The organism is Halopseudomonas salina, assembly GCF_008641105.1.
Window position 1 is genome coordinate 285,375 of the sequence record NZ_VTTI01000004.1, and the last position, 23,632, is coordinate 309,006.

20 protein-coding genes are annotated in these 23,632 nt (G+C 58.0%); 3 read left to right on the forward strand and 17 right to left on the reverse strand.

The window, feature by feature from the left end:
* Nucleotides 1-129: 129 nt before the first annotated feature.
* Complete coding sequence (gene plsB, locus FZF01_RS08740) at nt 130-2,637, forward strand: glycerol-3-phosphate 1-O-acyltransferase PlsB (protein ID WP_150277764.1); 2,508 nt, start codon at nt 130-132, stop codon at nt 2,635-2,637.
* Here plsB and FZF01_RS08745 read toward each other — a convergent pair.
* The 5 genes from FZF01_RS08745 to ppc all read right to left on the reverse strand — a co-directional run bounded on the left by FZF01_RS08745 (nt 2,634) and on the right by ppc (nt 8,093).
* A complete protein-coding gene (locus FZF01_RS08745) occupies nt 2,634-3,422 on the reverse strand; it encodes a class I SAM-dependent methyltransferase (RefSeq protein ID WP_223825462.1) in 789 nt (262 codons plus the stop codon). The genes plsB and FZF01_RS08745 overlap by 4 nt on opposite strands.
* A gap of 36 nt (nt 3,423-3,458) precedes the next feature.
* The gene (locus tag FZF01_RS08750) at nt 3,459-3,773 is read right to left on the reverse strand and encodes a hypothetical protein (RefSeq protein WP_150277765.1); all 315 of its coding nucleotides are present in this window, start codon (nt 3,771-3,773) and stop codon (nt 3,459-3,461) included.
* 58 nt (nt 3,774-3,831) lie between these two features.
* Entirely contained in the window at nt 3,832-4,506 is a 675-nt protein-coding gene (gene tsaB, locus FZF01_RS08755) for a tRNA (adenosine(37)-N6)-threonylcarbamoyltransferase complex dimerization subunit type 1 TsaB (protein ID WP_150277766.1), read from the reverse strand.
* A gap of 102 nt (nt 4,507-4,608) precedes the next feature.
* Nucleotides 4,609-5,256 (reverse strand): adenylate kinase, encoded by a 648-nt coding sequence (adk, locus tag FZF01_RS08760; protein WP_150277767.1) that lies wholly within the window; start codon nt 5,254-5,256, stop codon nt 4,609-4,611.
* Nucleotides 5,257-5,453: 197 nt separating this feature from the next.
* Nucleotides 5,454-8,093 (reverse strand): phosphoenolpyruvate carboxylase, encoded by a 2,640-nt coding sequence (gene ppc / locus FZF01_RS08765; protein WP_150277768.1) that lies wholly within the window; start codon nt 8,091-8,093, stop codon nt 5,454-5,456.
* A gap of 196 nt (nt 8,094-8,289) precedes the next feature.
* Here ppc and FZF01_RS08770 point away from each other — a divergent pair, with 196 nt between their 5' ends.
* Entirely contained in the window at nt 8,290-8,631 is a 342-nt protein-coding gene (locus tag FZF01_RS08770; protein WP_150277769.1) for a pilin assembly protein, read from the forward strand.
* 6 nt (nt 8,632-8,637) lie between these two features.
* Here the strand turns inward: FZF01_RS08770 and mazG are convergent, their stop codons facing one another.
* Genes mazG through cysM form a run of 4 tightly spaced genes read right to left on the reverse strand, consistent with a single transcriptional unit; the run spans nt 8,638 to nt 14,024 of the window.
* A complete protein-coding gene (mazG, locus tag FZF01_RS08775; RefSeq protein WP_223825444.1) occupies nt 8,638-9,456 on the reverse strand; it encodes a nucleoside triphosphate pyrophosphohydrolase in 819 nt (272 codons plus the stop codon).
* The gene (gene relA, locus FZF01_RS08780) at nt 9,453-11,702 is read right to left on the reverse strand and encodes a GTP diphosphokinase (protein ID WP_150277770.1); all 2,250 of its coding nucleotides are present in this window, start codon (nt 11,700-11,702) and stop codon (nt 9,453-9,455) included. The genes mazG and relA overlap by 4 nt, the downstream gene beginning before the upstream one ends.
* A gap of 49 nt (nt 11,703-11,751) precedes the next feature.
* Nucleotides 11,752-13,125, reverse strand: a complete 1,374-nt coding sequence (gene rlmD / locus FZF01_RS08785) for a 23S rRNA (uracil(1939)-C(5))-methyltransferase RlmD (protein WP_150277771.1) — start codon at nt 13,123-13,125, stop codon at nt 11,752-11,754.
* Entirely contained in the window at nt 13,122-14,024 is a 903-nt protein-coding gene (gene cysM, locus FZF01_RS08790) for a cysteine synthase CysM (RefSeq protein ID WP_150277772.1), read from the reverse strand. The genes rlmD and cysM overlap by 4 nt, the downstream gene beginning before the upstream one ends.
* A gap of 96 nt (nt 14,025-14,120) precedes the next feature.
* Between cysM and FZF01_RS08795 the strand changes: the two genes are divergently transcribed.
* Complete coding sequence (locus FZF01_RS08795; RefSeq protein WP_150277773.1) at nt 14,121-16,910, forward strand: ATP-binding protein; 2,790 nt, start codon at nt 14,121-14,123, stop codon at nt 16,908-16,910.
* Here the strand turns inward: FZF01_RS08795 and acpS are convergent.
* Genes acpS through lepA form a run of 8 tightly spaced genes read right to left on the reverse strand, consistent with a single transcriptional unit; the run spans nt 16,889 to nt 23,490 of the window.
* A complete protein-coding gene (gene acpS, locus FZF01_RS08800) occupies nt 16,889-17,296 on the reverse strand; it encodes a holo-ACP synthase (RefSeq protein WP_150277774.1) in 408 nt (135 codons plus the stop codon). The two genes, FZF01_RS08795 and acpS, sit on opposite strands and share 22 nt — an antisense overlap.
* On the reverse strand, nt 17,293-18,036 hold the full coding sequence (pdxJ, locus tag FZF01_RS08805; RefSeq protein ID WP_150277775.1) for a pyridoxine 5'-phosphate synthase: 744 nt from the start codon (nt 18,034-18,036) through the stop codon (nt 17,293-17,295). Before pdxJ ends, acpS begins: the two co-directional genes overlap by 4 nt.
* Complete coding sequence (gene recO / locus FZF01_RS08810; protein ID WP_223825445.1) at nt 18,033-18,758, reverse strand: DNA repair protein RecO; 726 nt, start codon at nt 18,756-18,758, stop codon at nt 18,033-18,035. The genes pdxJ and recO overlap by 4 nt, the downstream gene beginning before the upstream one ends.
* A gap of 24 nt (nt 18,759-18,782) precedes the next feature.
* Nucleotides 18,783-19,685, reverse strand: a complete 903-nt coding sequence (era, locus tag FZF01_RS08815) for a GTPase Era (RefSeq protein WP_150277776.1) — start codon at nt 19,683-19,685, stop codon at nt 18,783-18,785.
* Nucleotides 19,678-20,367, reverse strand: coding sequence for a ribonuclease III (rnc, locus tag FZF01_RS08820; protein ID WP_150277777.1), 690 nt, complete (start codon nt 20,365-20,367; stop codon nt 19,678-19,680). Before rnc ends, era begins: the two co-directional genes overlap by 8 nt.
* Nucleotides 20,364-20,741, reverse strand: coding sequence for a DUF4845 domain-containing protein (locus tag FZF01_RS08825; RefSeq protein ID WP_150277778.1), 378 nt, complete (start codon nt 20,739-20,741; stop codon nt 20,364-20,366). Before FZF01_RS08825 ends, rnc begins: the two co-directional genes overlap by 4 nt.
* A 45-nt stretch (nt 20,742-20,786) precedes the next feature.
* A complete protein-coding gene (lepB, locus tag FZF01_RS08830) occupies nt 20,787-21,665 on the reverse strand; it encodes a signal peptidase I (RefSeq protein ID WP_150277779.1) in 879 nt (292 codons plus the stop codon).
* Nucleotides 21,666-21,687: 22 nt separating this feature from the next.
* Nucleotides 21,688-23,490: a translation elongation factor 4 gene (lepA, locus tag FZF01_RS08835; protein WP_150277780.1), complete on the reverse strand. Its 1,803-nt coding sequence runs from the start codon at nt 23,488-23,490 to the stop codon at nt 21,688-21,690.
* Between the last annotated feature and the right edge of the window lie 142 nt (nt 23,491-23,632).

A 23,632-nucleotide genomic window follows, 5' to 3' on the forward strand; every position in this document is an offset into this window, starting at 1 on the left:
CAAGGGCTGCAACTGTATTGATCCAGGCCCTCCGCTTGCGCGGCTGAAACCTGCCCACAAACAGGCTAGAATCCGCGTCAAAGGTCTTGTGCGCAGGGACTGCGAATACCATCCCATTCAGGAAACTCCATGTCAGCTGTCTATTCTTCCTTCTTCGGTCGTTTGCGCTTCGGTTTGTTGCGGCGGCTGTTATATATATGGGCACGCTCGGACAGCATCGGCAACAGCAGTTTCAGCCTGCATCTGGATCAAGATCAGCCAATTGTCTACGTATTGCCATACCGTTCGTTGTCAGACCTCATGGTGCTGGACCGCGAATGTATCAAGGCGGGCCTGCCGCGCCCGGTCCGGGCTCCCCATGGCGGTCTCGATGAGCGCGAGTCGCATGTTTTCCTCAGTCACGCCAAGGCCTGGGTAGGTCGCCCTGATCCGCGAAAGCAATCGCCACGCCTGCTCAGGACCCTGGATGCAGTCCAGGACCGGTACTGCAAGGAGGTACAACTGGTACCGGTAAGCGTTTTCTGGGGCCAATCACCGGATGTCGAGTCCTCACCACTGAAACTGCTGTTTGCCTATAACTGGACAATGGCCGGGAGGCTGCGCAAGTTGCTGGCCATAGTGCTGCATGGCCGCAAGATTCGTGTGCATTTCGGGCGGAGTCTGTCATTGCAGGAACTGGTGCAACAGGATCTGGGCCGTGAGCGCAACCTGCGTCGCGTCAACCGTTTGTTGCGTGTGCACTTTCGCCAACAACGGGGTGCGGTAGTCGGGCCGGACCTCTTTAATCGGCGCACACTTCTCAAGGGTCTGCTGCAATCGCCCCAGGTCAGACAGGCAATACAACGGGAAGCGCAGGAGCGGGAAATCGACCCCGCCAAGGCTCATCGCGAAGCTGCGCGCTATGCCAACGAGATCGCCTCGGACTTTACCTACAGTATTATCCGTTTTCTCGAGGTTGTGCTCTCCTGGTTCTGGAACAAACTCTATGACGGCACTCGCATAAACCATGTGGCAAGAGTCCAGGACATAGCGCCGGGCAACGAGATCATCTACGTACCTTGCCACCGCAGCCATATCGACTACCTCCTGCTTTCGTATGTGCTTTTCCAGAACAATCTGACGCCTCCGCATATTGCCGCCGGAATCAATCTGGATATGCCTGTAGTCGGGAATATTCTGAGACGCGGAGGCGCCTTCTTCATGCGCCGCAGCTTTCGAGGTAACCAGCTGTATACCGCTGTTTTCAACGAATATATGCACACGCTGTTCAGCCGCGGCTTTCCGACCGAGTACTTTATAGAGGGCGGGCGCTCTCGCACTGGGCGCACGCTCAATCCGAAAGCAGGACTACTGTCGATCACTCTGCGCAGCTACCTGCGCTCCTCCCGCCGCCCGATTGTCTTTGTGCCTGTCTACATCGGCTATGAACGAGTTCTTGAGGGTCGTACCTATCTGGGCGAGCTACGGGGCCAGGAAAAAAAGAAGGAATCCTTTTTTGATCTGTTCAGGGTTGTATCCGCGCTGAAACTGCGCTTCGGTCGAGTTGCGGTCAACTTCGGCGAGCCAGTAGCGCTTAACAGTTTTCTCGGCAGGGAACAGCCGGGCTGGCGTCAACAAAGCTACGAGCCGGACTACCGCCCTGCCTGGCTGCCGGACGTCACTGACCGCCTGGCCCGAACCCTGGCCAGCGCAATCAACGCCGCGTGCGATGTCAATCCGGTCAATCTGATCGCGCTTTCGATGCTTTCCACCAGGCGCCTGGCACTGGATGAGCCCGCACTCATACGGGTACTGGAGAGCTACAACACACTGCTTCGCCGTGTTCCATACAGCAGCAGCGTGACCTTGCCGGACATGGATGGAGCCCAACTGATCCGCTATGTGGAAAGCATGGGCATGATAGGTCGTCAATCCGATGCACTCGGCGAAATTCTCTACCTGGATGAACCCCAGGCAGTGTTGATGACGTACTACCGTAACAACGTTCTGCATCTGGTCGCGTTGCCGGCCCTGATTGCCTGTCTGTTTCTGAATAACGCCCGGATGAGTCGTGAACAGATCATTCGTCTGGTGACAGCCATCTACCCCTACCTGCAGGGTGAGCTTTTTCTGCAATGGCGCGCGGAGGAACTACCCGCGGTGATCGGGACCTGGATAGATGGTCTGGTCGCTGAAGAGTTACTGCACGACAGTGCGGGCCAGATTTCCCGGCCGGAAACCAGCTCCGGGGAGTTTGTGCTGCTGACCCTGCTCGCGCGCAGCATTCTGCAAACGCTTGAACGCTTCTACATGGCATCTGCACTGCTATTCAGCAATCCCAACGGTAGCCTGACAGCTGAAGAGCTTGAAGCGCTCTGTTCGGTCATGGCGCAACGGCTGTCAATACTGCACGGTCTGAATGCGCCGGAGTTCTTCGACAAGACCCTGTTCCGCCAGTTTATTCAGCGCCTCAATGAAAAGCAGGTGTTGAGCCAGGACGTCGAAGGACGGCTGAGTTATTCGCCGGACATGGAAGACATAGCTGAGAACACGGCAAAGCGAGTACTCAGTGCGGAAATCAGACTGTCGATCAGGCAGGTGGCGCGCGCGTCCAAGCCGGCGCCTGCGCCTGCGTCGCCCATGGAGGCAGACACCTAATTACCGAGTTTCTGTATACCGTAGATATCGTAACGGCTGGACTGACCGCTAAGTTCTGCGCTGGGCACCCGACCACTGATGGCCGGGGCTTTGCGTGGTCGCTTGACCGCGACCCTGTGGCTGGCCAGCGCCAGGGCCGCCTCGAGCAACGCCGGCGCATCCAGATCATCGCCTGCCAACGGGCGAAAGACTCGCATTTCCTTTTTGACCAGCGCGGATTTGTCGCGATGGGGGAACATCGGATCCAGATGAATCACCTGCGGCACTGCACCGTCCCATGCATTCATCACAGTGATGGCATCGGCCTGAACCAACTCCATACGACCGGCAATCTCGGCGACCTCGCCACCCGCCTGCCTGGCGCGCAGCAAGCCGTCAGCCAGCAGCGCAGCAATAATAGGTTGCCGCTCGATCATGGTTACCTGGCAACCCAGAGCGGCCAGCACAAAGGCATCCCTCCCCAGTCCAGCGGTGGCATCGAGCACGCTGGGCCTGAGCGAACCCCGCAACCCTGCGGCCCTGGCCACCATTTGCCCGGTTCCACCGCCAAACTGACGCCGATGGGCAAGTGCGCCTTCGACAAAATCAACTCGCACCGAGCCTGGTGCGTTGGCTCCTGTCGCCTGCAAACTCAATCCGGCCTCCCCTACCTGAAGTAACAGGAATGCGTCATCGGTGGCGGGGTCCAGTAACGGTAGTGCCAGGGAGGCTGCCAGTGCGGACGCCCTGGACTCGAATTCGGGGCGCAAAAAAGTCACCCCAACGAGATGTGCGGTTGCTGGAATATTCACATCGGGAAGCCTGGGTTGAAGCCTGAGGGATCAGGCAAACAGATCGATACCAAAGATGCCATCGGAATCGTCACCGACAGGCATGCTGGCAGTGGACTGATAGCTGGCCATGGCCTGATTCGTACGACCGTAGACCGGCTCCAGGCTCTCGCGGCGGGCAGGGATATACTCGGCATTGGCAGACGACGGATTGACCGATCGAGTTGCCAGGGCCCGAGAAGGCTCGACGGGAGCAGCCTGGGCTGTCTGACCCGCGCGCGCAGGCTCGCTGTTGGCCGGAGGGACCACAGGGCGAGAGCTGCGCTCGGGAAGCGCAGTGAATGGGATATAACCATCCAGACGCATGAAATGACTCCATGGGATACAAAGTAGAGATTATCCTGCCTACAAAGAAAAGGCAAAATCAGCCGACGGAACGTGGTGTCGCCACCTTGTCACGCAGGTAAACCGGCTGTGCATCCGCAGCGTCCAGCACGTCACCCGACGCCCAGCGCGGAGCAGCGAGCGTCAACAGATCCCGCGCATCGGGAAGCATCTGTGGCCAGCTCCGTTCCACCCGGACTCCCAGGCGTTCGGCATATTGCCAACCGGTCCCGGCGCCCTCGGGGAGCCCCATACCCCTTGCCAGGGTCACCTTTTCCGGTGCACTGACACACTCCTCTCCCACCAAATGCATCACTCCCGCACGCAATTGATAGCAGCCCCAGTAGACTTCATCCATACGCGCATCAATGGCGGCACACACATTCTCGGCCTGGTGCTCGCGAGCAGCGCGTTGGGCGAGTGCGGCCAGATTGGATATGTCTATAACGGGTTTGTTAAGCGCGAAAGCCAGGCCCTGAACCATGCCGGTTGCTATACGCACGCCGGTGAAGGCCCCCGGGCCCCGCCCAAAAACCAGTGCGTCGATATCGCGCATTTTAATGCCGGCTTCGTCCAGCAGCTCCTCGATCATCGGCAGCAGGCGCACCGCATGCATGCGCGGTATGACTTCGAAGCGGTGAAGCACCCGGCCTTGATGCAGCAACGCAGCCGAGCACGCCTCGGTTGCAGTATCGAGAGCAAGCAGTGTGTTCATAGCGGTCGGTTTCAATGAGGGGCTCATAGGAAATCAGTGGCTGCCCGCAAGCAGCCAATAGTCCATATTGCCGGTCGCCCGTGGCCAGGCGACCTTAAAACATCACTTCAGTGCGTTCATGACTTGCTGGGTAATGGTCTCGACGCTGCCCACACCCACTACGCGAGTGCACTTGGGCGTACCCTGTGCATCGGCCACCTTCTGGTAGAAAGCAACCAGGGGCTGGGTCTGCTCATGGTAGATTTGCAGGCGATTGCGCACTGTGGCTTCCACATCATCTTCACGCTGAACCAGGTCTTCGCCAGTCAGATCATCCTTGCCTTCGACCTTCGGTGCCTGATGCTTGATGTGATAGATGCGACCGGAGGCAGGATGCACACGACGACCAGACAGGCGCTCGACGATTTCTTCATCGTCAACTGCTATTTCGAGCACATGGTCAATATTGACTCCAGCTTCAACCAGCGCCTCGGCCTGAGGGATAGTGCGAGGAAAACCATCGAGCAGAAAACCGTTACGGCAATCTTCCTGGACGATCCGCTCCTGGATCAGACCAATAATCAGGTCATCGGACACCAGGCGCCCGCTTTCCATAACTTCCTTCACCTGCTTGCCCAGCTCGGTACCGGCCTTGACCGCTGCACGCAGCATGTCGCCCGTGGAAATCTGGGGTATCTCGAACTGCTTGCAGATGAACTGGGCCTGGGTGCCCTTGCCGGCGCCAGGCGCTCCCAACAGGATGACTCGCATATTCAAACTCTCCTAATCTGACTGAAACCGGGCCGCGGCTGGCAAAACGCCAACCACTGGCAAACGCCCGCAATTGCGCCGACGCATCTAATTCATCGCAGCCCACGGCATGCGAAAAGGGCGTTCAACATACACTTACAACCCCGCATGCACAAGCCAGACCATGGTCTCGATGGGCACCCCGGCCTGCGGGCCCCTCAGCCGGTATTGCGCATACCGGCAGCGATTCCGGCAACCGTTACCAGAAGGGCCCGCTCAAGATCTGGATCGATATTCTGGCCCTGGGACCGGGTCCGGCCCATCAGCTCGGCCTGCAGTATATGCAGCGGGTCGGTGTATGGATTGCGCACCGCGACTGATTCCAGCAAGGCCGGATTGTGGGCCAGCAGCTGCTCGGTCTGACGCAGCGTCAGTACCGCTTCGGTCGCCTGCTGCAACGCCGCGCGCAGTTTCGCACCCAGAGGCCAGAGGTCAGGACTCGCAAGGCGTTCTTCATAGAACCGGGAAATACTGGCATCTGCCTTGGACAGCACCATCTCCAACATCTCGATTCGCGCCCGAAAAAACGGCCAACGGTCCATCATGATCCGCAGCTGATCCGCCTCGCCCGCATCCATGGCTTCCATCAACGCCTGGCCTGCACCCAACCATGCCGGAAGCATCAAACGGGTCTGTGTCCAGGCAAAGATCCAGGGGATTGCCCGCAGACTCTCGATGCCGCCCTGCGTCTTGCGTTTGGCTGGTCGGCTGCCCAGCGGTAATCGCGCCAGCTCCTGCTCGGGCGTTGCCTGGCGGAAATATTCCACGAACTGTGGCTCGTCTCGCACCACGCCGCGGTAGACCGTCACAGAACGATCGGCCAGGCTCTGCATCATCTCACGCCACTGGGGTTCAGGAGCTGGAGGTGGTAGCAGACTGGCCTCAAGCACCGCGCTGGTATAAAGCTGCAGGCTTTGCACAGCAATTGCCGGCAGCCCGAACTTGAAGCGGATCATCTCCCCCTGCTCGGTCACCCGAAACTGGCCATTCACCGAGCCAGGAGGTTGCGACAGGATTGCCATGTGGGCAGGCGCGCCCCCGCGACCAACGGTACCACCGCGGCCATGGAAAAGCCTCAGTCGCACCCTGTGCTGCGCAGCAACCGCCACCAGTGCTTCCTGCGCCCGGTATTGCGCCCATCCGGCAGCCAGGGTCCCGGCGTCCTTGGCCGAATCCGAATAGCCGATCATCACCTCCTGCTCATCCCCGGCAATGTTTCGGTAGCCCTGCAGAGAAAGCAGCCGGTCTATGGCAGGCGCTGCATTGTCCAGGTCTGCCAGGGTTTCAAATAGGGGCACGACGCGCATTGGCCAACTGACGCCGGTTTCCTTCAGGAGTAGTTTGACTGCCAGTACGTCCGAGGGGCTGGAAGCCATGGATATCACGTACGAGCCCAGCAATTCGGCGGGCTGACTGGCTATGATACGGCAGGTATCGAGTACCTCGGCTACCTCATCAGATGGCTTCCAGCCCGGTGGCAACAGCGGTCGGCGATTGCTCAGCTCTCTGATCAGGAACTCGCAGCGCTGCTCTTCACTCCAGTCGCTGTAGCGACCCAGCTCCAGGTAATCGGTCAACTCGGCCAGTACGTCCGCGTGCCGCCCGGCATCCTGACGGATGTCCAGCCGTACCAGACCCAGGCCAAAGGCATTGACCCGGCGCAGGGTATCCAGCAGTGGACCGTTGGCAATCAGCTCCATGCCCTGCTCCAATAAAGAGGTATGGCAATCCTCCAGGGGCTGGCGCAATTCATCGAGGCTGCCCAATACAGCTTCATCGGGCGGCAGATCACTTTCCAGCGCAGCCTCGGCCCAGTCCCGGGTCGCTTGCAACCGTTCACGCAAACGCTTGAGCAGCGCGCGATAGGGCTCATCGACCAGCCCTGTCTGATCCAGCACCCGCTTGCTGGCTGCCTGCATGGATAACTGGTTGCCCAGGCTTTCGACATCGCGCAGGTACAGATCGGCCGCCATCCAGCGACCGAGCAGCAGCACCTCCCGGGTTACCCGTGCAGTAACATTGGGGTTGCCATCGCGGTCGCCACCCATCCAGGATCCCATGCGCACAGGAGCTGTGCGGGGAGCCAGGGACGCACCGGTAGCCGCCCGCACCTCCTCGTCCAGCTGCCGCAGAAAGGTAGGGATCGCAGACCAGAGGGAATGCTCTATAACCGCAAAACCCCATTTGGCTTCATCTACCGGCGTCGGGCGGCTACGTCGAATCTCATCGGTATGCCAGGCTTCACTGATCAGCCGGGCCAGATCGGAGCGCACGCTCGCCTGCTCTGAACTACTGAGATCATCATGATCACGACGGCCCAGGGCCAGCGCAATGGCATCGTACTTCTGTATCAGGGTACGGCGCGTCACCTCGGTGGGATGCGCAGTCAGCACCAGCTCGATATCCAGTGATTCGACATGCCGGCGCACAGTGACGCCGTCCATTCCTGTTTCCTTTAACCGCTTGAGCAGGTCACTGACGCAACGCTGCTCGAAACGCACGGGCTCATCAGGACGCTGGCGTCTGTTGCGGTGGTACTGCTCGGCAATATTGGCCAGATTGAGAAACTGATTGAAGGCCCGACAAACAGGCAACAGTTGATCGTCAGGCAAATCGTGCAGCGCTGCCAGCAACGCCTCATGGGCAGCCTTGTCTGTACTGCGACCCTGTTTGGCGCCCAGACGGATACGTTCGATACGCTGCAGAAAAGACTCGCCCAGTTGCGCCTTGATAGTCTGCCCGAGCAATTCGCCCAACTCATGAACATCTTCACGCAAGCGCGCATCTATCTCAGTCATTTGCCGTCTCCTGTTGTCCTAATATACGACAGCATGCTGGCGTAGGGGCCTGCCTGACAAGAGGCGCGTTTTTCTGAGGCACGCAGCGCTGAAATACGCCCCCGACAGGAAGCACTCTGCGTGCAGAAACAGGCCCTTGGGCTATGCTGGAATTATCGTCAAAAGTGAACACAAGCAGAACTAGTTGGGAGAAAACATGAAGATCCGTGAGCTGACCCAAGAGTGGGAACGTAGTGCCAAAGGGGCGATGACACACACGACTTATCAGGTACAGTTGCCTCTGGAGGACGCGGCGCGCCTCGCTGCGCTTCAGGAGATGTATCCCAGACGCCATGTCGAGGAGCTGATTACCGACCTGTTGTCCTGTGCACTGGAGGAGCTGGAAGCCAGCTTGCCCTACAAGCCGGGTGACGAGGTAGTGGCCAGCGACGAGATGGGGGATCCGATCTACGCCGATGCCGGCATGACGCCACGGTTTCTCGAATTGAGCAAGAAGCACCTGCATAATCTGCAGGGCAAACAGAATCAGCCTGCCTGAACTGGCTCAGAGCCCTTGTAGCTTGGCTTCATCCCATAGCTTATCCAGGCTCTCCAGGTCCGTGTCAGCCAGGTTCAAACCCTGGCTGACCAGGCGGTTTTCGATGAAGCGGAATCGACGCTCGAACTTCTCATTTCCCTGACGCAGTGCTGTCTCGGCATCAACCTTCAGGTGCCGCGCCAGGTTGACCACAGCAAACAGCAGATCACCCATCTCCCCGGCGACAGCCTGATGATCCCCCTGGGCCAGCGCTTCACGCACTTCATCCAGCTCCTCGGCAATTTTTTCAAGCACCGGCGCAGCTTGCCCCCAGTCGAACCCCGCACGGGAAGCGCGTTTTTGCAGTTTCTGCGCTCGGCTTAGCGCCGGCAGCGCTCTGGGTACATCATCGAGTAACGAGAGCTGTTGCGGGCGCTCTGCTCGTTCGGCGCGCTCCAGCGCCTTGATCTCCTCCCAACGCTGGCTGACCTGGTCCGCCTCCAGCTTGAGGGCCCCAGCCGGGGTACGCAGATTGCCATCGGGAAAGACATGGGGGTGGCGTCTGATCAGCTTGCGGGTGATGCCATCAACAACCTGCTCCCAATCAAAAAGACTCTCCTCCCGCCCCAACTGCGCGTAATAGACTACCTGAAAAAGCAGGTCGCCAAGCTCACCGGCCAGTTGCGGGTAATCCTTCTCGGCGATGGCATCGGCGACCTCGTAGGCCTCTTCCAGGGTATGCGCAACAATAGTTTCAAAGCCCTGCTCCAGATCCCATGGGCAACCATGCAAGGGATCACGCAGGCGCTGCATCAAATACAGCAGATCATCTATCTGGTAGCTCACACCTGGCTCTCCTTGCGATTGCGCCGCGCCTCGATGATATTCGGCAGCTGACTGATCCGCGCCAGCAGCCTGCCCAACATGTTTATGTTAGGCACCTCCACCGTCAGTAACATGGCTGCGTAGTTGTCATCCTTGTTGGTGCGGGTACTGACCTCGAGCACATTGATCTTGTCGTTGGCCAGCATCTGCGACACGTCGCGCAGAAGGCCGGAGCGATCATAGGCCTTGATGTAGATTTCCACCGGATAGGTCTGCACCCGCTCGCTACCCCAGCTGACTTCTATGAGCCGGTCAGAGTCCCTATCCTGCAACTGCATGGCGGTTGCACAGTCTGCGCGGTGCACCGTCACCCCGCGGCCGAGAGTAATGTATCCGATGATCGGGTCGCCGGGCACGGGCTGGCAACAACCTGCAAGCTGAGTCAGCAAGTTGCCGACGCCCTGAATGAAGACATCGCTGCGGCGACCGGGCTTGGTCGGGCGCCTGGGAATCAGCTCCAGCTGCTCACTGCGAGTATCCGGTTCGATCAGTTGCTGGGCAACATTGACCACGTGCATGAGTCGAATATCGCCGGATCCAACCGCAGCAAAAAGATCGTCCTGGCTGCGGATACCCAGCTTGTCTATCAACTGCGCATAGTCTGCGCCATTGAGCGCAAGCCGCGTTAGCTCACGGTCGAGCATCAACTTGCCTGCCTGCACGTTCTGTTCCCGCGCCTGCTGCTTGAACCAGTGCTGGACCTTGGCCCGCGCGCGGGAGGTGTTGACATATCCCAGGTTCGGATTAAGCCAGTCGCGACTCGGGCCGCTCTGCTTACCGGTAATGATTTCCACCTGTTCACCGGTTTGCAGGATGTAGCTTAGCGGTACAATACGGCCGTTAACCTTTGCCCCGCGACAACTGTGACCTATTTCGGTATGTACGCGGTAGGCGAAGTCCAGCGGTGTGGCGCCCTTGGGAACATCGAGTACGTGACCGTCAGGGGTAAACAGGTAGATGCGGTCCGGCTCGAAATCCACACGCAACTGGTCAGCCAGCCCGCCGATATCGCCCATCTCTTCATGCCACTCGAGCACCTGACGTAACCAGGCAATCTTGTCCTCGTATGCATTGGAAGACGTACTGCCGGCATCGGTGCCTTTATAGCGCCAGTGGGCGCAGACGCCCAGTTCGGCCTCCTCATGCATACCCTGGGTACGGATCTGTACTTCCAGCACCTTTCCGCCGGGACCGACAACCGCAGTATGCAGCGAGCGGTAGCCGTTTTCCTTGGGATTGGCTATGTAATCATCAAACTCGTTGGGAATATGCCGCCAGAGACTGTGCACAATCCCCAGAGAGGTATAGCAGTCGCGTACCAACGGAACCAGCACCCGTACTGCACGTACGTCGTAGACCTGACTGAAGTCGATATTCTTGCGGCGCATCTTGCGCCAGATTGAATAGATATGTTTTGCGCGCCCGGTAATCTCGGCCTGGATGCCGGCCTCTTCAAGCTGCTGGCGCAACTGGCCCATCACTTCATCGATATATTCCTGCCGGTCCAGCCGCCTCTCGTCGAGCAACGCTGCGATCTGCTTGTACTGAAGGGGTTCGATATAACGGAAAGAGAGATCTTCGAGCTCCCATTTGATATGACCGATTCCCAGGCGGTGAGCCAATGGCGCATATATATCAAATACCTCGCGGGCAACCCGATAACGCTTTTCCTCGGGCGCATCCTTGACCGCACGTATGGCGCAGGTACGCTCAGCCAGCTTGATGAGCGCAACCCGCACATCGTCGACCATGGTCACCAGCATCTTGCGCAGATTTTCGACCTGGGACTGGGAGCTGAATGCAGCTGCCTTGGCAGGGTTTTGTGAAACGCTGATGGCCGCCATCCGCTGAACACCGTCGACGAGGCTCGCCACCGCGAGGCCAAGCCGGCGTTCGACAGCAGGCAGATCTGTCTTGCGTTCACGTACCGCGCGATAGATGACCGCTGCCACCAGCGAATCCTGATCGAGCTTGAGCTCGGCGAGAATTTCCGCCATTTCCAGGCCAGTGGTATAACTGCTGGCGCCTTCAGCCCAGATATTCTCTTCCGCGATCGCCTCCTGCTCGAGCTGCAAGGCCCATTCGCAAGCCTCGCGCAGGATCTGCGGGGAGGACAATGTCACGCGTTGATTGATGCGATCGATCCACGCGGCAATATCGACGCTGCCATCGCCGTTAGTGGGGTATTGCGCCCTGACCTGTACCATTAGGACAGATCCCTGATTTCATGCGGATTCTTAGACAATTTTCTTCACTCTATTGAGCTTTTCGAGCAGAACCTGCAGCCGTACCGCGTACAAACAGTGCCATTGCCTCGACATGCGCGGTCTGAGCAAACATGTCCATCACCCCCACCTTGGTGAGCCGGTATCCCTTAGCTGCCAAAATCCCCGCGTCGCGCGCCAGGGTAGCCGGGTTGCAGGATACGTAGAGAATCCTACCGACCTTCATGTCGGCCAGCGTTCGTACCAGCAATTCGGCACCATCTCGGGGCGGATCCAGTAAAGCGGCATCGCAGCCGTCAGCGAAGCATTTACTATCGAGCAGCTTGGACAGGTCCGCCGGTAAAAAGTGCAGCGAGTTCAGCCCATTATTTACAGCATTAGTTTGTGCCCGAGCCACCATCTGGCCATCGCCTTCAATCCCGGTTACCCGGGCCCCAGCCAGAGCCAACGGCAGGCTGAAATTACCAACCCCGCAAAAGAGATCCAGAATACGCTCGCCTTCCTGAGGTGCAAGCCACTGCAATGCCTGGTTAACCATCTGCTGATTGACTGCCGCATTCACCTGGATGAAATCGCCCGGCGCAAACTCCAGCCGCAAGCCCTGGTCGGCCAGCAAATACGCTGCCTGGGTGCCTGCACCACTGATACAGTGCAGCGATTGACCATCTCCTGGCTGCGTCCAGCACTCGGCACCATGATCCAGCGCGAGCTTGCGCAGACGGTCGAGGTCAGCTGATGGCAAGGGCTGCATATGCCGAATGACGATGAGCGGCACCTGGGCCGCGATCAACTCCACGTGGCCAAGGGCAGCTGCACCCTCCAGATCCCGAAGCACAGGACCCAGCGCCTGCACCAGCGACTCAAGCTTCGGCACCAGAATCGGGCACTCCTGCACTTCGACCAGGTCACTGCTGAAGCGCTGACGGTAGCCAACCTCAAGCCGCGCCTGCCTGCGATCCCAGCGCACGGCCAACCGCGAGCGCTGACGATAACCGTAGGCAGGCCCCAGCAACGGAGGCATCCACTGTTCCGGTTCTACACCTGCAAAGTGCTGCAATTGCTGGACCAACGCCTGTTGTTTGACCTGCAGCTGCATCGTGTGAGGCATGTGCTGCAAGCTACACCCGCCACATAGATCAGCGTGCCGGCACGCCGGTGTGACGCGCTCGGAGCTGGCCTGCAAAATGCTGTCCACGCGCGTCTCGATCAGCTTGCTGCGAGCCTTGAGGACACGGCCGATGACCCGTTCGCCAGGAAGACCACCATCAACAAACACCGTTCGACCTTGCCAGCGTCCAATCCCTCGCCCATCGTGACTGAGCCGCTCAAGTTCGACCTCAATGCGCTGACCTATGGCCGCAGGCGCGTCAGCGGTCTTGCGGGCCTTACCGCGGAAAGCTTTCATGATTTAGGGTCATACACTCCGGTGGACAAATACCGATCACCGCGGTCACAGATAATGGCCACAATCACCGCATTCTCGACCTCGCGCGACAACTGCATGGCAGCCGCCACCGAGCCTCCAGAGGATACACCGCAGAAAATACCCTCTTCGCGGGCAAGTCGGCGCATCATGATCTCGGCATCCTGCTGAGCCATATCGATTATCCGGTCTACCCGCTGCGCATCGAAGATACCCGGCATGTATGCCTCGGGCCAGCGGCGAATACCTGGAATAGATGCGCCCTCGACAGGTTGCAGACCGACGATTTGAATAGCCTGATTCTGCTCCTTGAGATAACGCGAGGTGCCCATGATGGTGCCGGTGGTACCCATGGAGCTGACGAAGTGGGTAATGGTTCCATGGGTATCACGCCAGATTTCCGGGCCCGTACTGCGGTAGTGCGCCTCGGCATTGTCAGCATTACCGAACTGATCCAGCACCTTTCCTTTGCCCTCACTCTGCATCTGCATGGCAAGGTCGCGGGCACCTTCCATGCTCGCTTCGCGGCTGACCAGAATCAGCTCCGCACCATAGGCGCTCATTGCCGCCTTGCGTTCAGAGCTCATGTTATCCGGCATGATCAGCACCATCCGGTAACCCTTGATTGCCGCCACCATGGCCAGAGCAATACCTGTGTTGCCCGAGGTGGCCTCGATCAGGGTATCACCGGGGCTGATTTCACCCCGCAGCTCGGCCTGTTCGATCATCGAAAGCGCCGGCCGATCCTTGACTGACCCCGCGGGATTGTTGCCTTCGAGCTTGGCCAGTATGGTATTGCTGGTGTCACCGGGAATGCGCTGCAGACGCACCAGCGGCGTGTTGCCGACAAAATCAGCGACGGTAGGATAATCAGTGGTCATCTTGCACCTTTCGTTGCCATGGCCCGGAGTAGCACCCGGTGCTGTGCTTTTCATTCAGGCGGCCTATGATACCGGCAACGGAGTGAGGGATACACAATGAATGATATAGGCCTGAAAGCACGCATCCTGCTGATGACGCTGATACCCACGGGGGCAATGATTCTTGCCCTGGGCAGCTATTTCAGCTGGCAGGCAATCACCGACCTGAACCAGCAATTGCTCGAACGCGGCTTCATGACCGTCGAGCATCTGCAGGACCCCGCGGCTGTCGCCTTGCTGAATGGCGAGCCTGAACAGGTCAGAAATCGACTCTCAGCCACCCTAAACCGCTCCGATGTGCGCGCCGTGAGCCTGTATGACAGTGACCGCAACATACTCGAGCACAGCGGCCCGCAGATGCATCAGCCGGAGCGCACCCTGGGGGTGGACAGCCTTGGTGCGGGCACCGGTCTTCAGGTCCGACGCAGCGACGACAGCAGTCGTTTTCTTCTCCCGCTGATCGCTTCCAGCGAATTGCTTGATCGTCAGGCCGCAGTAGAGGTCGAATCGGATGCTCTACTTGGCTGGCTTGAGGTCGAACTCAGTCACGGCAATTTGCACCTGCGCCAGTATCAGACCCTGCTTCACACACTGGTACTTATGCTTGTCGGGCTGACCTTTACCGGCCTGGTGGTCAGCAGTCTTGGCCGGCGCATCAGCGATCCCATCGCCAGAGCCAATCACGCGGTAAGCCGTATCAGCAGGGGCCAGCTCGATGTGCGTCTGGAAGGCCAGGACAGCCGTGAACTGGACGATCTGGCCAAGGGTATCAACGCCATGGCCGAAACGTTGCAAAGCGCACAAGGTGAGTTGCAGCAGAATATCGACCAGGCCACCGAAGATCTGCGGCAAACGCTGGAAACCATCGAGGTACAGAATATAGAGCTGGACATGGCGCGCAAGACGGCCCTGGAGGCGAGCCGCATCAAGTCCGAATTTCTTGCCAACATGAGTCATGAGCTGCGTACACCGCTCAACGGCATCATCGGCTTCAGTCACCTGCTGCAACGCACCGAGCTGAGTAACCGCCAACAGGAATATCTGGGCACGATAGGATCATCCGCGGACAATCTTTTGGCGATAATCAACGAGATTCTGGATTTTTCCAAAATCGAGGCAGGCAAGCTGATACTCGACAACCTGCCCTTCAACCTGCGCGATCTGATTCAGGACACACTGACAATGCTGGCGCCTGCTGCCCACCACAAGCATCTGGAGTTGGTCAGTATCATCTACCGTGATACCCCCCTGGGCCTGTGTGGTGATGCCTTGCGCCTGAAGCAGGTACTGGCCAACCTGATCAGCAATGCAATCAAGTTCACGCATACCGGCTCGGTGAGTATCCGCACGATGCTCGAGCATGAGGACGAAAGCCATGCGCTGCTGCGAATCAGTGTTACCGACACGGGTACCGGTCTCAACGCAAGCCAGCAAAAAATGCTGTTCCAGGCGTTCAGCCAGGCAGACAATTCCATTTCCCGCCAGGCTGGTGGTACCGGACTGGGACTAACCATCGCCAAACGCCTGGTGGAACAGATGCAGGGCGAGATCGGCCTCAACAGCCAACCGGGTGAAGGCTCTGAATTCTGGTTCACAGTGCGCCTGGAAAAGTCCAGTCAGGCGGCTGATGACCTGCCTTACAGGCCTTTTTCCGGCCTGCGGGCCGCGGTGGTAGAGCCACTACTGTTGAGTCGCCAGGCATTGTTGCACTGCCTGGAGGACCTCGGCCTGGAGGTTAGCGTCTATGAAAACCCCGCCTACCTCGAAGAGGATATGATTGCTCGCAGCCACAGCGAGCGAGCGATAGACCTGATGTTGCTGAGCAGCGCGGCCTCGACAGATCAGCCCGAGGTTTTGCTGGAACTGTTCAAACGTGGATCACTGGTCGGCGGCTGCAAGACTGTTCTGCTGATCGATACTACCGAACATTACCCCGCTCTGGATCAGCTGCCAGCCAGCGAATGTCAGGTACTCTCTCGCCCTCTGTGCACTCGCAAGCTGTTGCGCGCTATCAATCGACTATTCAAACCGGAGCCTGTCAGCATCGCAGCGCGATCCATATCACTGAGCCAATCAATCACGATTCTGTGCGTAGACGATAACGAGGCCAACCTGAAACTGGTCGCGACCTTTCTGAGCCAGATGGGGGCACAGGTTCTTACCGCAATGAGTGGGGAACAGGCCTTGGACATACTGGCCACAGAAGCGGTAGACCTGATTTTCATGGACGTTCAGATGCCCGGTATGGATGGCCCCGCCACCACGGCCGAATTGCGCATGCGTGAGGAGCTGGCCGGCTACGCGCCGCGACCGGTCATCGCATTGACCGCCCACGCCCTGGCAGAGGAACAGCGCAAATTACTGCAGTGCGGTATGAACGATTACATGAGCAAACCTATCAGCCCTGAGCAGCTTGCCCATTGTGTGCAGCGCTGGACGGGCGTGGCCTTGGAGATGCCTGCCTCGGCTGACGCACTTGAAAGCCCGCCCAACCGACGCCTGGAAGATCGTGAGCGGCTGGCGGTTCTGGACCGCAAAGAAGGCTTGCGCCTGGCTGCCGGAAAAGAAGATCTCGCAGAGGACATGCTCCGCATGCTGATCGAGGGTTTGCCGGACGAGCGACTCAGAATCGAGAGGTACATTACCAGCAATGCAAACGAGGAGTTACTGGAAGTCATACACAAGCTCCATGGCGCCAGCCGCTACTGCGGCGTACCGCAATTACGCGCCTGCTGCCAGCGCGCGGAGGAGCTGTTGAAGCGCGGCCTACCCAATCAGGTAGCGGTCAGTCAGTTAATCGAGGCAATTACCCGATTACAGGCCGCCTATGCCACCGAATCGGCCTGAGCCGCCGGATCGGCCGACCATACAGCAAACGCCAGCGCCTGCTCCCGTTCATCACTGAGGCTGAGCAGCATGCTCCCTCCGCCGCCGCTGTCAAGCCGGGTAAGGGCAGCTCCGCTCAGCACAACGACCGGTGCGCCAAGTGCGTTGCGATCAATCTGTATGCAGTGCCAGGACATTCCCTGGCCCAGGCCGGTACCCAGGGCTTTGAGAATGGCTTCCTTGGCGGCAAAGCGCTTGGCCAGGAAGCGCGCCGGCTGACCATGCACAGCGTATCGCTGCCACTCCGCATCAGTCAGGATACGCCGCGCAAAACGATCCCCCTGGCGCCCGAGTACTGCCTCGATTCGCCCGACCAGCACCATATCGGTACCAATGCCCCGAATCATCTATTTCCCGATGCGCCGAGAATCAACGCGCGCATATCTGACACCGCTGTCGCCAGCCCGGTAAACAACGCACGGGCAATAATCGCATGCCCTATATTGAGTTCGTTGATTCCCGGCAACGCCGCAATAGGCTCGACGTTGTGGTAATGCAGACCGTGCCCCGCATTGACCACCAGACCCAGCTTGCGCGCGTAGATACAGCTCTCACGCAAGCGGGCTAGCGCATCCTGCTGCTCCTTGCCATGGGTGTCCGCGTAATGCCCGGTGTGTAACTCGATAACCGGTGCACCAGCGCGCTTGGCTGCCTCGATCTGCTGCGAATCCGGATCGATAAACAGGGACACCTCGCTACCCATGGCCGACATCCGCTCGACCGCTTCCTGGATCTTCGCGCCATTACCTGCCACGTCAAGTCCACCTTCGGTAGTCAGCTCCTCGCGACGCTCGGGCACCAGGCAGATGTTGGCTGGCTTTATCTCCTCGGCAAACTTCAGCATCTGACTGGTTACCGCCATCTCCAGATTCATTCTGGTTTGCAGAATATCCCTGAGTACGCGCACATCACGCTCCTGGATATGCCGAAGATCTTCTCTCAAATGCAAGGTAATGCCGTCTGCCCCGGCCTGCTCTGCTTCAATGGCAGCCTGGACGGGGTCGGGATAGCGTGTTCCCCGCGCCTGGCGCAAGGTCGCCACGTGATCAATATTGACGCCTAGAAGTACACGTTGTGGATGGCTCAAGATCTGTCTCCTCTGGGGGTGCTGCTAGGGGATGAAAACAGTTGACGACTGACCAGCGGCCGGCCGCCCAGATGTATTGCCAAAGCCTGTCGCATGAGATTTTTCGCCGTCCTGAGCGCCTGGGGCGCCGCCCAGTCAGCTCGCGCCATTGCCAACAGCCCAATACCGGGCAGCCCGGGCCGCCCATCTCCCGGGCGCGCATCAACGAGGCGCAGCAAGCCTACTTCGGCCTGCCAGACATAGGTAGCATCAGCTTCAATCGCAGCACCGCTGGCGTCTTCTGTCAGGCTGAAACCATAGCCCATAACGTCCAACAGTTGCCATTCGAACTCGCGCAATACCGGTTCCACGGAGGTGGTTCCAGCCAGCGCCTGTAGGGCCGATTGATAGCCCGCAAAGACCAGCGTCTGCGGGTCTCCAGCTGCCAGAACTCGCACCAACAACTCATTCAGATACAAACCACTGAATAGCGAGTCACCCTGAAGCGGCAGATAGGTACCGGCAGCTTCGGCCTGAGTCAGGGTTTTCAGCTCACCACGCCCGCTTAGGCTTACCAGCAAAGGCACAAAAGGTTGTGGAGATACGCCGCCGCGGGGCTTCCTTGCGCCACGCCAGACAACCCGCTGTAGCCCCTGATGCAGCGTAAGAAGATCAACCAGTGCACTGGTGTCTCTATAAGGGCGGCTATGCAGAACAAAGGCCGGGGTCAGGGTTGATTGCACTGCAACCTCGAGGGCGACGAGTGACTACTTGTCGAAATAATAACCCAGGGAAGTGAGCGCACGCTCGTCATCAGACCAGCCGCGCCGTACCTTGACCCACAGATTGAGCATGATCTTGCTGCCAAACAGTTTCTGCATGTCCAGGCGCGCTTCCTGGCCGATCTTTTTCATGCGGTCGCCACCGTCGCCAATAATGATTTTTTTCTGGCCTTCACGCTCGACCAGGATCAGCGCATGAATATGCAGGACCTTGCCTTCCTGTTTGAACTGCTCAATTTCCACCGCTACCTGGTAGGGAATTTCCGCTCCGAGCTGACGCATGACTTTTTCACGGACCAGTTCGGCGGCCAGAAAGCGTGAGCTGCGGTCAGTCAGTTGATCTTCCGGGTAAAAGTGCTCGCCCTCAGGCAGGCGCTCGGCAACCAGCTTCTCCAGCTCCTCGATATTACGACCCTGTAGCGCCGAAACCGGAACCACTTCGGCGCTGGACAATTGTTGCGCGAGCCATTCCAGGTGTGGCAACAACTCCTGCTTGTCGTCCATACGGTCGACCTTGTTGACCACCAACAGCACCGGACAAGTAACGTAGCGAACCTTTTCCAACACCATCTGGTCCTCATCGGTCCAGCGCGTACGATCAACCACGAAAAGCACCACATCGACATCACGCAACGCCTGGGTTGCGCTCTTGTTCATGAAGCGATTCAGCGCCTTTTCGTTTTCCTTATGCAGGCCGGGGGTATCGACATATATCGCCTGCGTCTCGCCTTCTGTCTTGATACCCAACAAGGTATGCCGGGTGGTCTGTGGCTTGCGCGAAGTAATCGCGAGTTTCTGCCCGAGTATGTGGTTGAGCAACGTCGACTTGCCCACATTGGGCCGGCCTACAATGGCCACATAGCCACAACGGGAGGTACTATCACTCATCTGCTTTCTCCACGCCCAGGGCGATCAGGGCTTTTTGGGCGGCAACCTGTTCCGCCAGACGGCGGCTGTTGCCCACACCGTAGGTGGCTTTCTCCAGAGGGCTGACGAGGCACTCGACCCTGAAGGTTCTGCAGTGCGCCTCGCCACCGCTTTCGGTGACTTCGTAGCGAGGCAGATCGCAATGCCGCGACTGCAGGTATTCCTGCAATCGGGTTTTGGGGTCCTTGTTGTTGTCGACCAGTGTCAGGCAATCGATATGGCCCTGCAGCCAATGCAGTATCCGCTCGCGCGCTACTTCAAGACCACTTTCGAGGTAAATGGCTCCGATGATTGCCTCGGTCGCGTCAGCGAGAATCGACTCGCGACGGAAACCTCCGCTTTTCAGCTCGCCCGAGCCCAGTCGCAAATACTCCCCAAGCTCGAAACCCTTGGCCAGTTCAGCCAGGGTAACACCCTTGACCAGACGGGCTCTCAGGCGCGAAAGCTGGCCCTCACGGGCCTGCGGGAAGCGCTGATAAAGCGCCTCTGCTGCTACAAAATTGAGCACTGAGTCTCCGAGAAATTCCAGCCGCTCGTTATTGCGGCCCCCCAGGCTACGGTGGCTAAGAGCCAGGTTCAGCAGTTCTGGATCGCTGAAGCTATAGCCAATCTTGCGTTCAAGGCGGTCTAACTTGTTTGTCACTTAATAGGTCTGACTATATGGGTTTCATCAAAATGGACCAACAGGTCCACGTTCTGCAGTGCCGGCGTGCGCACTTCGTAGGCTATCTGCACAGTAAAGGCGTTGGCGCCGCTGGCAGTAACCTTGATCGCTTCACGCGCGTTGATATCGCGTATGCTGTTTATCTGCATACCCTTGTCGATGTAGCTATTGAATTCCCGAATCGAATTGATCTTGATCGTAGGATCTTCATTGACCTTGGTCACCATGTCCCGCAAAGCGAAATGGTCCAGGTATATGGGGATCAGCTTCATCGAGATGACCAGACCGAATATGATCAGCGCAATGACGGCCAACCAGCCAAAGAATGACATGCCTTTCTGGGAGTGGCGCATGAATAACCTCGTGACGTCCGTTGTTGGTGTTGTAGTTCCAGCCCATCAATGTATCAGGGCAACCCTTGAAAAACTTGGCAGGTTACGCAGTTTCGGCTCTGGCCAATGCATCCAGATGGCAAATGCCTTGCCTACAATATAGTTGTCCGGGACCATTCCCCACAACTCCCTTGGCATATCGGGCGCATTCCAGTAACGGCTATCATTGGAGTTGTCCCGGTTGTCCCCCATCATGAAATAGTGTCCGGGCGGCACCAGCCACTCCTGAGCAGCAGGTGTACGGGCAAGACGCTCGACGCGGATGTGATGTTCGACTTCGCCAAGCTGCTCCTCGAGAATCCGCACCTCTGCAATGTTCTGCATCGGATGACCAGCGGGAAGGTCTTCATCGAGTTTCACCTCAACCACACTGGTTGGTACCTTTTCGCCATTGATGAACAATTCCTTGCCTGCGTAGCTCACGCGGTCGCCAGGCAGTCCTACTACGCGTTTGATGTAGTTGATGCGTGGGTCGTTGGGATAGCGAAAAACCATCACATCACCACGCTCGGGATCGCCTATGGCGATTACCTTGCTGTCGATAACCGGTAGACGGATACCATAGGCAAACTTGTTCACCAGAATGAAATCGCCCACTTCCAGCGTTGGCTTCATGGATCCAGAGGGGATCTGAAAGGGTTCCACAAGAAAGGAGCGCAACACCAGAACCACGAGCAGTACGGGAAAAAACGACTTGCCATATTCAACCAGCAGCGGCTCCTTGCCCATACGCTCGAGCACCACCGGATCGGCTACATCGACCTTTGCCTCGTAGACGGCACGTGCCCTGCGCCGCTTCGGGCCAAGCCAGACCAGATCGATCAGCGCTAAAAGACCGGTAATAACGACTGCGAGCACCAGTAGCAGCGGGAAATTGATATGCATAATCGCGTCCGTTTAGCTATTGCTAGCTGTCTACTTTCAATACCGCAAGGAAGGCTTCCTGGGGTATTTCCACATTTCCGACCTGCTTCATCCGTTTCTTACCGGCCTTCTGCTTCTCGAGCAGCTTCTTTTTCCGGCTGGCGTCGCCGCCGTAGCACTTGGCAATCACGTTCTTGCGCAGTGCCTTGACAGTCGACCGCGCAACGATCTGACCGCCCACTGCTGCCTGGATGGCCACATCGAACATCTGGCGGGGTATCAGCTCGCGCATTTTCTCGACCAGTTGGCGACCCTTGTAGGCCGCGTTGTCCCGATGCACGATCAGCGCCAGAGCATCTACTTTTTCGGCGTTGATCAATACGTCCAGGCGCACCAGGCGGGCTACCTGGAAACGATCGAAGGCGTAATCCAGCGAAGCATAGCCACGGCTGACCGATTTCAGGCGATCAAAAAAATCCAGAACAACTTCATTCATCGGCAGATCGTAGATTACCTGGACCTGTGTACCGAGAAACAGCATGTCATGCTGAATACCGCGCTTCTCCGAACAGAGCGTAATTACACTGCCCAGGTGATCCTGGGGGACCAGAATATTCGCCCGAACGATAGGTTCGCGCATTTCCTCGATCATGGATGGATCGGGCAGATGCGAGGGGTTGTCAACGTAGATGACGCTACCGTCTTTCTTGACCACCTCGAATACGACTGTGGGAGCCGTCGTGATAAGGTCAAGATCGTATTCGCGCTCAAGTCGCTCCTGGATGATCTCCATGTGCAACATGCCGAGAAAGCCACAGCGAAACCCGAAACCCAGGGCTTCGGAACTCTCAGGCTCGAAATGCAGGGAGGCATCGTTCAGCGTCAGCTTGGATAGCGCATCACGAAAATCCTCAAAATCTTCTGAACTCACCGGGAAAAGCCCGGCATACACCTGCGGCTTGACTTTCTTGAAGCCCGGCAACATGTCGACGTCAGGTGTGTTGGACAGTGTCAGAGTGTCGCCCACCGGCGCACCATGAATATCCTTGATCCCCGCAATAATGAATCCCACCTCGCCCGCTTTCAGGTCCGCGGTTTCACTGTGCTTGGGATTGAATACACCAACGCTGTCCACCTGGTGGATTTTGCCGGTCGACTTGACCAACACCTTGTCACCCTTGCGAATACGTCCATGCTTGACCCGCACCAGCGAAACCACACCCAGGTAATTGTCAAACCAGGAATCGATGATCAGCGCTTGCAGCGGAGAATCCAGTTCGCCAACCGGCGACGGGATCACCTGAATCAGGCGCTCCAGTACATCTATCACACCAAGACCGCTTTTTGCGCTGCAGGTGACCGCGTCTGTTGCATCAATCCCGATGACACTTTCAATCTCGGCCATGACCCGCTCAGGCTCAGCCTGGGGCAAATCGATCTTGTTCAACACCGGCATGACCTCTAGGCCCTGCTCAATGGCGGTATAACAGTTGGCTACTGACTGTGCCTCGACACCCTGGGCAGCATCAACCACCAGCAGAGCTCCTTCGCAGGCCGCCAGCGACCGGCTGACTTCGTAATGAAAGTCAACGTGACCGGGCGTATCAATGAAATTCAGCTGATAGGTCTTGCCGTCTTTCTCGGAGGTGTAATACAGCGTAACGCTGTGAGCCTTGATGGTGATGCCCCGCTCACGCTCGAGATCCATGGAATCAAGAACCTGTGCGGCCATCTCCCGATCGGCCAGACCACCACAGATCTGAATAAACCTGTCCGCCAGAGTCGATTTACCATGGTCAATATGGGCAATGATCGAAAAATTTCGAATTAAACTAAGGTCACTCACAACGGGGATCATCCAGACATGATTGCAAGACTGGGAGCCAGGAAGCTCCAAGCAGTAGACGGGGGACTCCCCCGAAATCAGCTCGCGAGTGTACCCGAATAAGCAGAAGGACGCTATGGCGCCCAGGACAACCGACATCCGC

Coding starts and splice junctions, on each gene's coding strand:
- tsaB (WP_150277766.1), bottom strand. CDS start 4,506: ATGAACACACTGCTTGCTCTCGATACTGCAACCGAGGCGTGCTCGGCT.
- lepB (WP_150277779.1), bottom strand. CDS start 21,665: ATGCATATCAATTTCCCGCTGCTACTGGTGCTCGCAGTCGTTATTACC.
- adk (WP_150277767.1), bottom strand. CDS start 5,256: ATGCGAGTCATCCTGTTGGGAGCGCCTGGCGCCGGCAAGGGCACCCAG.
- FZF01_RS08795 (WP_150277773.1), top strand. CDS start 14,121: ATGAATGATATAGGCCTGAAAGCACGCATCCTGCTGATGACGCTGATA.
- FZF01_RS08750 (WP_150277765.1), bottom strand. CDS start 3,773: ATGCGTCTGGATGGTTATATCCCATTCACTGCGCTTCCCGAGCGCAGC.
- cysM (WP_150277772.1), bottom strand. CDS start 14,024: ATGACCACTGATTATCCTACCGTCGCTGATTTTGTCGGCAACACGCCG.
- acpS (WP_150277774.1), bottom strand. CDS start 17,296: ATGATTCGGGGCATTGGTACCGATATGGTGCTGGTCGGGCGAATCGAG.
- relA (WP_150277770.1), bottom strand. CDS start 11,702: ATGGTACAGGTCAGGGCGCAATACCCCACTAACGGCGATGGCAGCGTC.
- FZF01_RS08825 (WP_150277778.1), bottom strand. CDS start 20,741: ATGCGCCACTCCCAGAAAGGCATGTCATTCTTTGGCTGGTTGGCCGTC.
- ppc (WP_150277768.1), bottom strand. CDS start 8,093: ATGACTGAGATAGATGCGCGCTTGCGTGAAGATGTTCATGAGTTGGGC.
- rlmD (WP_150277771.1), bottom strand. CDS start 13,125: ATGAAAGCTTTCCGCGGTAAGGCCCGCAAGACCGCTGACGCGCCTGCG.
- era (WP_150277776.1), bottom strand. CDS start 19,685: ATGAGTGATAGTACCTCCCGTTGTGGCTATGTGGCCATTGTAGGCCGG.
- plsB (WP_150277764.1), top strand. CDS start 130: ATGTCAGCTGTCTATTCTTCCTTCTTCGGTCGTTTGCGCTTCGGTTTG.
- FZF01_RS08770 (WP_150277769.1), top strand. CDS start 8,290: ATGAAGATCCGTGAGCTGACCCAAGAGTGGGAACGTAGTGCCAAAGGG.